Genomic DNA, 14,635 nt, shown 5'->3' with positions numbered 1-14,635 from the left:
TAACTATCATTCTCAACGCGACGGTGACCTAATCAAGCCAACGGAGATTGCGAAATTCCGGCTTAGCCCCGCTCCATTCGCCTCCGAATGTCTTGCGCACATTCTCGCCAGCCACTTTCTCGCTCAAACGATCACTCGCTTGTAAGCGCAATTCTTTGGCCCCGCTCCAGTCGGACATGGGGACATCAGCCGCGTTCTTAAAGTCAGCCGCTGGCAAAACGAAAGACTGCCACTCCATCCCCGCAGGGACATTCACCACTGCGGCATAGCTATCCAGACTGATGACTAGCTGATTGGCTTCCTCTGCACGCACTTCGATCGCGAGCCTCGCCGACAACGACGGCGCCTGCCATGGTTGATCATAAATCTTATGCGTTTTGCGCCCCCAATCTGCAGGGCTGTAGGTAAACCATTCTTTCTCCCAGCCCGGCTCGAACGCTTCAATCATCGAAGAGGTCTTTAAAGTCGCTTTCACCCCAGCCTGTTGCAACTGCTCCGGAGTTACTAAATCCGTGGGCGACGATAGCTCGAACGTTTCAGTCGTATACACACCATAATAATAGCTAGCTCCCGATTCTGGCTCATCCAGCGCATACGCGACATTCGCGTAAACCCACAATGGCTTCTCGATACTGTAGAGTGGTAACTTTGCGCCCCAGGTCTCTCCTTTGTTGAACACAGCTGCATGCTGCCAAAAACGATTCTTAGTGTTATTGCGGTTATCCTTTAGCCCGTCGATTTGGCCCTGCTGTGTATAATAGACGTCGACCGAAAGCACAGTGCGCGTGCTGTCTGGCTTCACGACAAACGAAGGCACCCCATCCTGCGTCTTAAGATCCAATTTCGTTACCGGGGTTTGCGGCAACGCAAATCCGTCTTTCAGATGTTGATCCATCCAGAGTAGTCCACTGATCATGAACTCGCCAGTATCTTGATGATTTGCATGCGGAGCGCAGACGACACGCCAATCCTTGCTTTTGATTTCCGTGAGCGCGGTTTGCAAATCATCGATACGACCATGGAAGTCATTTGCAGGACTGAGGAACAATATCGGGCAATCAATTTGCTCCAAGCTAACGTCATCAGCAACCGTAGCATTATACAACGCATTATCCGTATTCCGATTACTCACACCGCCGCACGAAGGTGCCGATGCTTTGACCCGACTGTCGGCCGCCGTCGTTAATACGGTCAGCTTGCCTCCCATCGAGTGACCATAAACACCCATACGAGAGCCATCAACTTGCGGCTGCCGCTCCAAGAACGTCAACCCGCGTCGAGCCCCCAGTGTGACCAGAAACCAAGGATTGTTCCGTGGAGAATCCACCGTATCGAGCGTCCAGTCAGTAGCATTGGTATTGGCAAAACCGTTTTTCGGATTGCGACAAGGCGCATGATACGCATCCCACTCACCCCAATCCGTTGTCAGCTGATACTTTGGGTTTTCGGTATCGTTCGCCCAAAAGAGCTTCACAATATCAGAATTCACCTTGTAGTTCGGCGCCGAGATTCGCCCAGCCCACGCAATCGATAGCGTCGCATAGCCACGCTTGGCATTCGTCAGCACCGAACGATAGTCTGCAAATTGACCGCCGCCGTGAATGTTCAACAGTGCGGGCAAGTGCTCACCTCCCTTGGGGTAACCGTAAACACCCGCCATCATGGCTTTCCGCCCTTTGAAAAATCCAATTCGATAACGCACAACCTTCAGCACAACACCGTCTTCTTCCCATTCCTGTAGCACTTCGACATCCAAGGGTTCGGCACGCGGATTAAATCCAGACCAGAGTGCCTCAAATGTCTGCGGTGCGCCATCCGATTCCAGCGGAGCGAGGGTTTCCGGATCAGCCTGAGAGAGCGTGCCGGCTAACAGTAGAAGAAGGATGCTATTGAGGAATTTCATTGTATCAAAAAGCGAAATTATACAGAAAATAAGCCGGTTATTAATCACGCGTTCTCGCGATAGGCATCAATCGTGGAGTCACAGCCGGTGCATCCCCCAACTCGGATGAGTAAAGTCACCAAGGCACGATCGAAGCGAGCATTACAACTCTTGACGCTACTTGGCGAAGGCCATGCTCAAAAAGAGATTTCTAATATTCTGAATGTCTCTAACAACACAGCGGGCACCGATGTCCGCCGATTCTACGAACAGCTCGAAGTGCAGAACGCTCGGGCAGCCCCATAAAAGCGGCCGACTGCCCCATTCACGCATAACTGTTATATACGTAAGCCCTCTATTTCTTTCTAGAATTCTTGCTCGCAGGCCGATACGTATTTAACAGCGCATCCAACTCCTCAACCACTTCGGGATAGTCGTCATACAGGTTGGTCGTCTGCTGCAGGTCGTGTTCGAGATCATAAAGCTGGGCTGGCGGTGCATCTGCTTTGATTCTGCCACCCTCAATATCACTGTTTTGACGACCGATATAGGTGGCAGCCGCGGGTCCTGCAAAGGTATGACTACCGGGCCTTTTCCCTCCAAACCCACCGGCACCTTGCGTCCCGATATACATCCATTTACCTTTGCGAATTGCCAAGTGAGTCGGCTTATACGGCGAGAGCAGCAATTCCTTTCGTAAGGATTCTTGCGGAGAACCTAACAAGGCAGGGAGCATATCCACACTGTCGGCCTGCTGCTTCGGTTCGAGGGTTTGCCCCGTCAATGCAGCAAAGGTAGCCAGCATATCGACGTTGCACAGCAACTGATCAGACTCAGTTCCTGCAGGAATATTTCCAGGCCAGCGTGCGATAAAAGGAACACGATGCCCGCCTTCCCATGCATCAAATTTCGACCCCAGCAGCTTGCCGTTGGGCTCATGCCCCAGCTCCAAGGCTCGAAAGGCACCCTCGTTGAACATGCCTCCATTGTCGCTTGTAAAAATGATGAGGGTGTTATCCGCGACGCCCTGCGCTTCTAGGCATTTGACAATCTCACCCACCATCCAGTCGAGCTCGTGCACGAAGTCGCCATACAGCCCCGCCTGACTGGTGCCTTGAAATTGCGGTGCTGGCGTAAAGGGGTGATGAATATTCGTTGTCGCGAAATAAAGGAAGAAAGGCTGATCCTGGTTCTGCTCAATCCAGCCAACGGCCTTTTCCGTGAGAGTGGTTCCCAGCGTATAATCGTTATAGAGCTTGTGCGCTTCGACCGCCCCAGCGAAGGCATTCTTATTTCGTTGGGCGGCTTCCGGTGGAATCGGGGTAATCGGCGTCGCCCCCTTCGGATTTTTCCGATTTAAAGGGATCAATGGATCGTCAGCATCACCTCCGACAATCTGATCGTTCTCGATATAGACATAAGGCCCATTGCTATTAACGATGGGGATACCAAAATAGTAATCAAAACCTAAGTCCTGAGGCCCTGGCCGTAAGGGCTTCTGCCAGTCGGTGCGTCCTGCACCAAAGCCCAAGTGCCATTTACCAAAAACAGCCGTCGAGTAGCCGTCGTTTTTGAAAACATCTGCAATGGTTAGCTTGTCGGTATCAATAATCAGTTTGGATGTATTCGGAACTGGCCCCCAAACACCTCGTCCGCCGTTCGCACGCAAAGGATACTCACCGGTCAACAAACCATACCGTGAGGGCGTGCAGACGGCCGAGGACGAATGCGCGTCTGTAAACTTACGCCCTTCCGCAGCGAGCTTATCTATATTAGGCGTATGAATTTTCGTAGCGCCATAGCAACTGAGATCGCCATAGCCGAGGTCATCGGCGAATATCAGGACGACATTAGGCTTTTCTGCCTGGATCAGGCTCGGGCTAGTGGCAGCAAGCACTACCAGCAGAGTGATTATTTTTGAACAGTATTTCATAGTATGATGTAAGATCAGTGAACAGCAGCGGCTCCTAGCATTTTAACATAAACAGCGAAGCTGCGCTATCGCATGAAGATGCGACAGCCTAGTCCCCCAAAAACAGCAGAGCCTGATACACCTCTCTGATCGTCGAACATCCTGAGCCTGAGCCCTTTACCCGTGGGTAAAACCGACCGTTTCCTGCGGTCATTTAAGGATGTGGAGCATTCCTGTTCACAAGAGAGCGACTGTGCTAAAAATATTTTTATTTCTTCGCTTTCTTTTTCTTCTTCAGTGCAGGTTGATAGACCTTCAGTAACGCTTCCATTTCTTCGACGACTTCAGGATAGTCGTTATAAAGATTGGTCGTCTGCTGCAGGTCGTTTTCCAAATCGTAAAGCTGTGCGGGGGGCGAACCTGGCTTGACTCTACCCTTTTCAATATCGCTGTTCGTATAGCCTGCATAGGTAATGGCTGGAGGGCCTCCAAAGTTGTGCAGCCCGCGCTTTTTCCCACCAAAACCGCCGCTCCCTTGACCTGCGATATACACCCACTTGCCTTTACGAATCACAAGAAAACCAGGCCTGCTGGCTGCTAGGACTAGATCCTCGCGAATGGCTTCCGAGGTCGCGCCAGTCAGTGCGGGCAGCGCATCTACACTATCAATCGCTTGACCGTTCTGAATCTCCACACCTGTCAGCGCGGACATCGTCGCGACCATATCGACATTACAAATCAACTGCGAGGACACCGAACCGGCCTCGATCTGTTCAGGCCACTTGGCGATGAACGGCACGCGGTGTCCACCTTCCCACCCACCAAATTTAAAGCCGAGTAATTCACCATTCAAGCGATGGCCTGCATCCCAAGCATCCTGCCCCGTTTCATTAAACATGCCACCGTTGTCGCTGGTGAAAATGATCAGCGTATTATCCGCGACACCCTGTGCTTCGAGCGTCTTCACGATCTCGCCTACGATCCAATCAAGTTCGTGAACAAAGTCGCCATACAGGCCGCACTCACTGGTCCCCTGAAAACGGGGAGCCGGTGTGAACGGGTGATGAATGTTGGTGGCCGCAAAATACAAAAAGAAGGGATCCTTCTTTTGTTGCTTGATCCAATCTACAGCTTTTTCGGTGAGATGCGTGCCCACCTGATAGTCGTCGTAAAGTGCATGGGCGGCATCCGCGCCACCGATATCATCGAGCCCCATCTTTTCATGTATCTTTTGCGTCTTCGCCTGCTTACCATAGACGAGCGGATCATCGGGTAAAAGCCCGACTACACGGTGATTTTCGACATAAACGAAGGGTGGATGGCTATTCACCGTCGGCACCCCGTAATAATAATCAAAGCCGACTTCGAGCGGTCCGGGCTTGAGATCTCCATTCCAATCGGGAGTCTTCTCCCCAAAGCCAAGATGCCATTTACCGATACACGCAGTGGCATAGCCGGCGTCTTTCATGACATCCGCTAAGGTCTGTTTGTCTGGATCGATCACCAACCCGCTTTTCAGGAAGACGGGACGAGTCGAACCGATCCGAAGTGGATAGTCGCCTGTCAGTAGCGCATAGCGCGAAGGCGTGCACACTGCAGACGCCGAGTGCGCATCGGTAAAGCGTCGCCCATCTGCGGCCAGCTGATCGATATTCGGGGTCTTTAGCTTCGTCGCTCCATAGCAGCTCAAGTCACCGTAGCCGAGGTCATCAGCGAAAATGAGAACTACGTTCGGCCTGTCAGATGCGAATGCGCTAAGCACGAGGAGTAAACTGGTTGTCAGAATATTACATAGTTTCATTTGGAATCTTTCTTTGTTTTTTTAGTGCCCTTTTCATTTAGGCCACCTTTGAAAGTGTGGTTCAGTGAATTCATCGCTTCGGAAAGCATCTTATAGTCATTCATATGAATTTCGGTGAAATCGCTCTTTGCGACTAGCTTCGGCTCGTAGCGATTCTCAGGTAGATCGAAGAACTGACCCGCTGCATCCAATGAAAATTGATCCGCTCGTTTCATCGCTTTCAGATTCTATTTCGCTTTATAATGCGGGCTGCCAATCAGCCAATCATATTCGGCGTGCTGTATGTTTTCTCCACCTGTCCACAAAGGCGGCATCTTATCTTTATCCCATTCCATCCAGCGGGCTTTCATCGATTGAACTTTCTCAGGATACGCTTTCGCGAGATCCTTGGTCTCGCCGATGTCGTCTTTGAGATTATATAGCTCTACTTTCCTCGGGCCGACGATGAGTTTGAAATCGCCTTCCCGAATCACGCCAGCCAAGGCTTGATCATTACGCGCAGTATTCCAATACAAGACGTCGTGCGGGGCCTGGGTTGACTGCTGCGTCATGTAAGTGCGCATGTCTTTGCCGTCCAACCCCTCTCTCGCGGGATCTCCACCTGCCATGGCAATGGAAGTCGCCGTGATATCTAAAGAGGTCACCGGTGCATCCAACACTTTGCCAACAGGTGTTTTGCCTGGCCATTTAACGAACATCGGCACGCGGATGCCGCCTTCGTAGGAAGCGCCCTTCTTCCCTCTCAAGGGGCGGTTGTCACTCGTCGCCTTCATGCCGCCATTGTCACTGAGAAACCACACCACCGTGTTCTCGCTGAGCCCGAGTTCGTCGACCTTAGCTAGTAACTGCCCGATGCCTTCATCCATTTCATAGACCATGGCTCCGTAGATGGAGCGCACTTTCGGCTTTATGCCGGGAATCACCGTCATCTGGTCCGCCGGAAACTTAGCAATCGTTTCTTCCGGCGCCTCCAAATCCAAGTGCGGTGCATTGTAGGACATAAACAGGAAAAACGGATGCTCTTGATTCTTCTCAAGGAAACGCATGCCCGCATCGGTCAGCTCGCGGGTCAGATACTGATCCCACTCCACGGGCTCACGATTATGAATCACCGGCAGTGTGTGCTGCATATACTTCATGTGCAGCGGTCGCTTAATCGGCGTGAAGCGTCCCTTGTAAGACGGATGGTCGAGTGGAAAATACATCAGACCACCACCGAGGAAGCCAAACCAGTCGTCAAAGCCCATTGAGTTGGGATGCTGATGATCCGCAGTTCCCATGTGCCACTTGCCGACGCCTCCGGTCACATAGCCCTGCTTTTGCAACAAGCTGCCGATGGTCTCCATCTTTGGCAGCCCCTGCCTCGTATCGAAGGGTGCCGACACATTCTTATAGTAGCCAAACTTGGATTGATGTTTCCCCGTTAAAAAACCCGCACGCGACGGCCCACACATGGGCCAGGTCACATAGCCTGAGGTAAAGCGCACCCCCTCATTGGCGAGTTTATCTAAATGCGGCGTTGGGATGTCCTTACAGCCATAGACGCCTAAATCGTTATAGCCCAGATCATCCGCCATAATGACGATGATGTTAGGCTTTTGATCCGCAAGTGCGGTTCCGGCAAGAAGGAGGCAAGTCGCTAGAATAATACTAATTTTCATTTCACTGAACCTCATGCCCTCATGGTTCACTAAACCTCATCAGGATCTTTCTGCCCAGGCTTCTTTTTCTTGGGCAGCGTATTCATATCCGGCAGCGGTGGCACGTTAAGAATTTCAGAAGGTTCCGGCTGGAGATTGGAAGTCGTCTCCGCATCTCCATACCAATAGACCCCAACCTGATAGCCCATGTCGCACTCAGCCCAGGACCACACCTCCATGTCCAGTTGGAGTGACTTGCTAAACGGCATCGTATCCAGTGAACGACTACGGGTCTCGACACTGAAACCGCGGGTGCTTTTAGGAGCCCCCTTTGGTTTTCGGTTGTGCTTGTTGTATTTATGACTGAATGGCTGCGCATGGAATGGATGGTCATAGAAGTCGGTGCTGACTCCGCCCCAAGAATACGCGTAGTAGTCTTCCGTTCCCGTGCCAAAAATTGAGGGAAAGCTCTCCCCGTCTACAAAGATCTTTTCATCTCCCTCGCCCCACCATCTGTCCACCGGATTCATCACGGTCAGGGTATCGCCGACATAGACGCCGCGGCCTTGGGTCGTTATATAATTCCAGTCAGAAAAAGGCCGAGTCGCTACCGGATATTGCCCACGCCAACCGGCATGGAAATACATCGAACGCTCATTCCAAGCATAGGCTCCGGTCTTCACCGTCACTTCAGCGTTCACCTTCTCGGCACCGAGATTCACTAGCGAAACTTTCCCACCATGCTGGAAAGGCATCACCCAACGGCACGTCATGCTGCCATCCTCGGCTACTGTGCGATACCAGCCTTGATACGGATTGAGCCCGACACCTGAACCAAAGAAATCTCCAACCGGACACCAAACGGTTTCCTTCCCGTCGAATTCGATCTTCAGCACAACCAGTCGTGTGATATTCGGATCTGAATAATCCCCGAGTTTGACCGATAGCTCGCGCACCGCGGCAGTGCCTGTGGGTAGATCAATCGACTTTTCTTGGTTAGTGGCTAAAGTCGCCGAAAACGTGAGAAGATTGACAGCGCCTTCAGCTTGAGGATTCAGAAGCTTCTGACCGATCTCATCGACCAAAGGCTTGGCTGCTTCAAAGTCTGTCATCGTTAAGGTTTTTACAGGCGTTCCTTCAGCATATTCCCGGTAGGTAAACTGATAGAAAAACGGCAACTCCGACAGCGTTACCTTGCAACTCTTGGCATACGGAATCGGGTAGAAGGAAACCGCGGAGAGCAGCGAATCGTGAGCGAAGGGATATGGGAACAGTCCCTTACCATTCAGCATGTTGCAGGGATTTCCCTCCAACACTGGCGTGTCAGATCCATCTAGATAAAACCGCATCACCACATTCTCGGGTGGCTTCCGGAACGGTTGCCAGCTGCGCACGATCGCACCAGGCCCCTGATGATCCATCAAGACCCACTCCTTACGGCCACTATTTTCCTCAACGCGAATGAAGACCCCTTCAGTGACCGTCTTACTACCGAAATCCTTATTATTGAACCAACCTTCTGCGTCCTCTGGAGTCTTCGACTTGCGATTGTAACTGCTAGCCTGCTTTAAGCGAAAATCCACAGAGGGAAACTCTGCCACAGCATCGCGATCCGCCATTTCCTTGAGGAGGGATTGAATGGTAACTGTTCCCGCAGGCAGAGCGGCAGCGGGTTGTGCATTACTAAAGGTAATACAATCGAGACCAAATAAGGCTCCTTTGCTCTTCGAGCCAACATCCAGCACTTCAACGCGCAAAATGTAGGCGCCATCAACAGGTGCGAACTCGCCCAGTTCGATGCCTCCAGATGGAACCGGACCTGGTGCATAGAAATCAACTTCCGGACCGGTCAGTTCGCCATTCACATATAAACGCAGCATTCCAAAGTCACGTGATTGTGTAGCATACAGCGTGAGTGTCTGAGCCGCAGTCCCGGTTGCTGGGATTCGAATTTCGACGACGTCGCCAATCTCCGCACCTTTGAACAGTATATGATCCGATTCATTCCATTCACCTTTAAAGCTTCTCAAGTTCTGTGCTTTAGGCTGAATCTTACCTGACTTAGAAATCACCATATTGGGCTCAATTTCGACTGCGTTCTTAAAATCGACTGGAGTTTTGACACCGACGGAAGCGGACTTCTTTTCCTTCTTTTCCGCGACGACGCCCATATCTGGTAACGGAGGCACGTTGAGCACCTCCTCCGGTTCTGGCTTACAATTCGAAGTCGTCTCCGCAAAAGCATACCACATCATGCCGACTTGATAGCCCATATCACAATCGGCTCCAGACCACACTTCCATGTCGAGCTGAAGTGAACTGCTAAATGGCATCGTATCCAAGGCACGACTACGGCTCTCCGTGCTGAAGCCACGTGTATCACGCTCGGCCATCTGCTCCTTGCGGTTCAATTTGTTGTAGCGAAAGCTAAACGGCTGCGCATGAAACGGGTGCTCGTAAAAATCCGTGCTGACTCCGCCCCATGAATAGGCGTAGTAATCTTCTGTGCCGGTGCCAAAGAGCGAAGGGAAGTCTTCTCCGTCCACCCAGATCTTGGCATCGCCCTCCCCCCACCAGCTTGGCTGCGGGTTCATAATGGTCAAGGTATCGGCGACATATACACCACGCCCCTGCGTGGTGATGTAATTCCAGTCTGATTTCGGACGTGTCGGCACTGGATACTGTCCACGCCAGCCTGCATTGAAATACATCGTGCGCTCATCCCATGTCCACTTGCCGGTTTTAACGCTGAGCTCGGCCTCCACTGGTGCACCACTAAGATTCTGCAAAGTAACCTTCCCTCCCTGCTGGTAGGGCATTACCCAGCGGCAGCTCATGGTGCCATCTTCAGCCACCGTTCGATACCAACCTTGCACGGGGTTCAGCCCGACACCTGAACCGAAGAAATCGCCGATGGGGCACCAGACTGTTTCTTTGCCATCAAACTCAATTTTGAGCACCACCTGACGTGTCACATTTGGATTCTCGTAGCTGCCCAGCTTTACCGACAACTCACGCACTGCAGCCTCCCCAGTAGGCAGGTCGAGCGACTTGGTTTCTTGATCGTTCAAAGTGGCACTGAAGCTCAACGGAGCACCGGCACCAGAAGCTGTCGGATTTAAAAGCAATTGTCCCGTCTTCTCGGTCAACGCCTTTGCCGCCTCAAAGTCTTCCATAGTAAAGGTCTTCACTTTGGTGCCTTCTTCGTATTCACGGAAGGTAAAGATAAAGAAATACGGGAGCTCGGACATCGTCACCTTGCAGCTCTTTGCATAAGGAATCGGGAAAAAGTTGACCGCTGACAGCAGCGATGGATGCGCCAAAGGATACGGCACCATCCCCTCTCCATTGAATAAGGTATGTGGGTTGCCCTCAATTGCAGGCACATCCGAGCCATCCAGATAGATCCTCAGAATTCGATTCTTTGGCGTGCCGCGAAACGGCTGCCAACTACGAACAATCGCTCCGGCCCCCTGGTGATCCATCATCACCCATTCCTTGCGTCCATGATTCTCTTCGATGCGGATGAAGTTCTTAGCATTCGGCCCCTTATTAAAGTCACCATTCGCAAACCAGCCTTTTTCATCGTCAGGCGAAACAGATGCTCGATTATAACTGGTGTGCTGCTTTAAACGAAAATTTGTTTCTGGGAAACGAGCGACCGAGTCGCGATCGACCATTTCCTTTAGTAAGGACTGAATGCTAACCGGTTCTTGAGCATGAAGCGAACAGGCACAGAGAGCGGCAAAAGCGCCTAATGAACAGACTATTTTAGTGATTAGTTTCATAATTATAGAGCGTCACTGTCTTGCGAGCTGATCGCGGCATGACGTTCTTGGGTCTCTTTTCTCAGTTTGTTTAAGACTGCAGTATATTCTGGATTAGTCACGAGATTATTCTGCTCGTATGGGTCAGCCTCCATATCATAGAGTTCTTCAATGACAGGAGAATGCTCATAGTAGCTGAAATATTTATAGCGCTCGGTCCGCACACCGTGTGAGCGATACGACTTATTATCAGCGATGACGCGTTCATTGATTTCGGCAATATTTGCAGGCACCTTTTTTGAGTGTAGACTCCCGATGAATAGGCTTTCGATATAAACTGCTTCGCGCCATTGCTCGGGATTTTGAGTTTGCTGAATCACTGGAGTCAGGTCCCGCCCCTGCATACTATCAGGGATGTCGAGCCCAGCATATGAGACGATGGTCGGCGCGACATCGACTGACGACATCAGAGCAGCCTCACGACGCCCCCGATCTGCTCGATCCACTCGACCGTCAAACACGATGAACGGAGCTTTCACGGATTCATCGTAGAGAATCGCTTTGTCATAGAGACCGTGTGAGCCATGGAAACGCCCGTTATCACTGGTGTAGATGATCACTGTATTATCAAGCACACCCATTTTTGCGAGCTGTCGAATCAGTCGACCGACCTGCTGGTCGACACTGTAGCCTTGTGTGGCAAAGCGTCGAACCAACTTCTGATACAGCGCAGGCGTCGATGTGCGTTGTTTGTGCAAAGAAACGCCGCGCCAATTATCCAGCACCTTGGGCAGTTTCGTATTACGACCTTCCACCCAGTTTTCAGGCACGCTGAAATCATACTCACTGAACTCTGCGACATCGGGTGGATACATATCGGTATCTTTATCATTCTTAACCGCAAAGAAGCTAATCGAGAGACAGAATGGCTGATCTTTGGGCTGAGTCTCGAGGAAATGCATCATTGCATCGCCCGTCTTTAGCGTGCGCTCGTTGAGCGGTCGTTGCTTACTGTAGATGGCTTCCATCTGTTTATCTTTAGGCCAGGACATGAACCCACCACGGAAGTGCACACCTGACCCCGCAAAGAAATCAAAGTATGGGGAGAGTTCTTTTTGCAAATTATAGCCCGAAACGATCCCCTTTCGCTCATAGGCTTCATCCGTCACCGGAAAACCAAACTTCCCCACAAATCCAGTGCGATACCCCGCAGCTTTGAGCAGCGCGGGATAGGTGTTGTTGAAATCTGACTTGGAGAACGTGTAATTATGTGGATGCGAGAATCCAACTTTGTGATTCGATAGATAGCGCCCAGACATCATCGTTACGCGACTCGGAAGACAAATCGCGACCGCATAGTAGGCATTATCAAAAATAACGCCCTCCTCTGCCAAACGATCAATGTTCTCCGTTCTGAACTCAGGCCTGCCGTAACAACCGAAATTGTCCCAGCGCTGATCATCCGTCATCAGGAAGACAATATTGGGTCGGCTTGCGGCTGCTAAGGAAGACAGGACAACGCAGCACGTCGCTAGAATCGTTATAAGTGATTGTTTCATCGTTTCGATATTTTTGAGCACGAGCGACAAGCTCACCTCTGGGGATCAACCCACGACATACATATGAGAAGGATTACGCCCAATACGACACAAAGGGTCTTTGGTGCATTCCTTCTCATGCGTATGCCTATTCTATTACAAATTCATTCCTAGTAAACTACTTGCCCTGCATCGCTTCCGGTAGCGGCGCCACGTTGAGCACTTCAACAGGTTCTGGTTGGCGATTGGATGAAGTCTCCGCAAAGCCATACCAATAAACGCCGACCTGGTAGCCCATGTCGCAATCTGTCCCCGACCACACTTCCATGTCCAATTGGAGTGAGCTACCGAAAGGCATGGTGTCGAGCGCGCGACTACGGGTCTCTACACTGAAACCCATCGTATTACGAGAGTCATCAGACTCAGGCTTGCGGTTTAACTTATTATACTGATTGGCAAATGGCTGAGCGTGAAACGGATGTTCGTAGAAGTCCGTGCTGCGACCACCCCAAGAATACGCGTAGTAGTCTTCAGTGCCTGTGCCGAAAATGGAGGGAAAGTCCTCGCCATCGACCCAGATCTTCTCATCGCCTTCGCCCCACCAACTTTCGACTGGATTCATGACGGTCAAAGTATCGCCGACATAGACACCCTTGCCCTTGAGGGTGACATAGTTCCAATCCGAGAAAGGACGTGTGGGGACCGGATACTGTCCGCGCCACCCAGCGTGGAAATACATAGACTCCGCATCCCACTTCCAGTCGCCCGTTTTGACTTGCAGCGCCGCATCCACCGGAGCACCGCTGAGATTGAGCAGCGAAACTCTACCGCCTTCTTGATAAGGCATGACCCACCGACAACTCATGGTGCCGTCTTCAGACACCGTGCGATACCAGCCTTGCACAGGATTCAAACCAATACCTGAGCCAAAGAAATCACCGATTGGACACCAGACGGTCGGCTTGCCATCAAACTCCATCTTCAGCACGACCAAACGTGTGATGTTCGGATTGGAATAATCCCCCAACTTAACCGAGAGCTCGCGCACTGCGGCCACACCCGCTGGCAGTTGCAGCGACTTCTCTGCTTGATCGGCAAGTGTGGTGCTGAACTGAAGTGGATCACCCGCGCCAACGGCAGTAGGATTCAGTAGCTGTTTGCCCGTTGCCTCTGTCAGCCCTTTGGCCGCATCGAAATCGGCCAACGTGAAGGTCTCAATCGGAGTGCCTTCCGCGTATTCACGAAAGGTAAACTGATAGAAAAACGGTTTGCGACTCGTGGTGACCTTACAGCTCTTGGCGTAAGGAATCGGAAAGAAACTGACTGCTGAGCGTAGCGACGGGTGCGCAAAAGGATACGGAATCAATCCGGTGCCATCGAACAGACCCAGCATATTGCCTTCAAACGCGGGCTCCTCGGCGCCATCGAGATAGATGCGCATGGTTATATTTGTGCCAGGCTTCATCTGATTGAGCCAAGGCATCCAAGTCCGGACAATCGCACCAGGGGCCTGATGGTCCATCAATACCCACTCTTTGCGGCCATTGTTCTCTTCGACACGAATGAAGTTCTCGGTCTTCAGTTTCTTAGGATTATAGTCTTGGTTGGCAAACCAGCCCTTCGGTTCATCGGGAGTCTTAGACGCGCGGTTATAGCTACTGTGCTGTTTGAGACGGAAATCCGTTTCAGGGAAACGCGCCACCGCGTCGCGATCGACCATTTCATGGAGTAAAGACTCGATGGTCACAGGCTCCTGAGCAAGAAGTCCTGACACTGAGGAGGCAAGAGTGATGGCAAATAGAGCTACAGATGATTTTCCTATAATTTTCATATATTTAAAAGATGGTGTTCAAAAAAAGACAGGATACCAAATCGATCACAGATCTACTATGACACATATACGTTATATGTGTGTGTTGCTATACTGCCGCGCATGATAAATTGTGATTGGTGAAATCGAAGAATCTAGCGTAGGGGTGCTGCTTGCCGTTTCGACAAGCTCAAGGCCCAGAGCTTGTCGAAGGGCGGCACCCGCGAAGGCAGCTAAAGTTTTACAAGTTCCTATGTGTGTGGCCTTTGCGCGGTCTTCGCAAGT

9 protein-coding genes are annotated in these 14,635 nt (G+C 51.3%); 1 reads left to right on the top strand and 8 read right to left on the bottom strand.

Going from position 1 to position 14,635, the window contains the following annotated elements; translation table 11 throughout:
* Positions 1-28 precede the first annotated feature (28 nt).
* Positions 29-1,903, bottom strand: coding sequence for a dienelactone hydrolase family protein (locus GZZ87_RS18495; protein ID WP_162025876.1), 1,875 nt, complete (start codon positions 1,901-1,903; stop codon positions 29-31).
* Between the two features lie 105 nt (positions 1,904-2,008).
* Here GZZ87_RS18495 and GZZ87_RS18490 point away from each other — a divergent pair, with 105 nt between their 5' ends.
* Positions 2,009-2,188, top strand: a complete 180-nt coding sequence (locus GZZ87_RS18490) for a LuxR C-terminal-related transcriptional regulator (RefSeq protein WP_162025877.1) — start codon at positions 2,009-2,011, stop codon at positions 2,186-2,188.
* A 49-nt stretch (positions 2,189-2,237) separates the two neighbouring features.
* Here GZZ87_RS18490 and GZZ87_RS18485 read toward each other — a convergent pair whose 3' ends face one another.
* From GZZ87_RS18485 to GZZ87_RS18450, 7 genes are all read right to left on the bottom strand, one after another.
* Complete coding sequence (locus tag GZZ87_RS18485) at positions 2,238-3,815, bottom strand: arylsulfatase (RefSeq protein ID WP_162025878.1); 1,578 nt, start codon at positions 3,813-3,815, stop codon at positions 2,238-2,240.
* 247 nt (positions 3,816-4,062) lie between these two features.
* Positions 4,063-5,595, bottom strand: coding sequence for an arylsulfatase (locus GZZ87_RS18480; RefSeq protein ID WP_162025879.1), 1,533 nt, complete (start codon positions 5,593-5,595; stop codon positions 4,063-4,065).
* Positions 5,592-5,810 carry a hypothetical protein gene (locus GZZ87_RS18475; protein ID WP_162025880.1) on the bottom strand — a complete coding sequence of 73 codons (219 nt, stop codon included), beginning with the start codon at positions 5,808-5,810 and terminating at the stop codon, positions 5,592-5,594. Before GZZ87_RS18475 ends, GZZ87_RS18480 begins: the two co-directional genes overlap by 4 nt.
* 12 nt (positions 5,811-5,822) lie before the next feature.
* On the bottom strand, positions 5,823-7,256 hold the full coding sequence (locus tag GZZ87_RS18470; protein WP_162025881.1) for a sulfatase-like hydrolase/transferase: 1,434 nt from the start codon (positions 7,254-7,256) through the stop codon (positions 5,823-5,825).
* 29 nt (positions 7,257-7,285) lie between these two features.
* Positions 7,286-11,023 (bottom strand): glycoside hydrolase family 172 protein, encoded by a 3,738-nt coding sequence (locus GZZ87_RS19830; protein WP_244648079.1) that lies wholly within the window; start codon positions 11,021-11,023, stop codon positions 7,286-7,288.
* A 2-nt stretch (positions 11,024-11,025) separates the two neighbouring features.
* Entirely contained in the window at positions 11,026-12,561 is a 1,536-nt protein-coding gene (locus GZZ87_RS18455; protein ID WP_162025882.1) for a sulfatase-like hydrolase/transferase, read from the bottom strand.
* A 157-nt stretch (positions 12,562-12,718) separates the two neighbouring features.
* Positions 12,719-14,371: a glycoside hydrolase family 172 protein gene (locus tag GZZ87_RS18450; protein WP_162025883.1), complete on the bottom strand. Its 1,653-nt coding sequence runs from the start codon at positions 14,369-14,371 to the stop codon at positions 12,719-12,721.
* Positions 14,372-14,635 lie beyond the last annotated feature (264 nt).

Origin of the sequence: Lentimonas sp. CC4 (assembly GCF_902728235.1) — a bacterium.
Taxonomy (GTDB): Bacteria; Verrucomicrobiota; Verrucomicrobiia; order Opitutales; family Coraliomargaritaceae; genus Lentimonas.
Note: the sequence above shows the minus strand (reverse complement) of the source record. Positions and strands in the feature narration are given on the sequence as shown.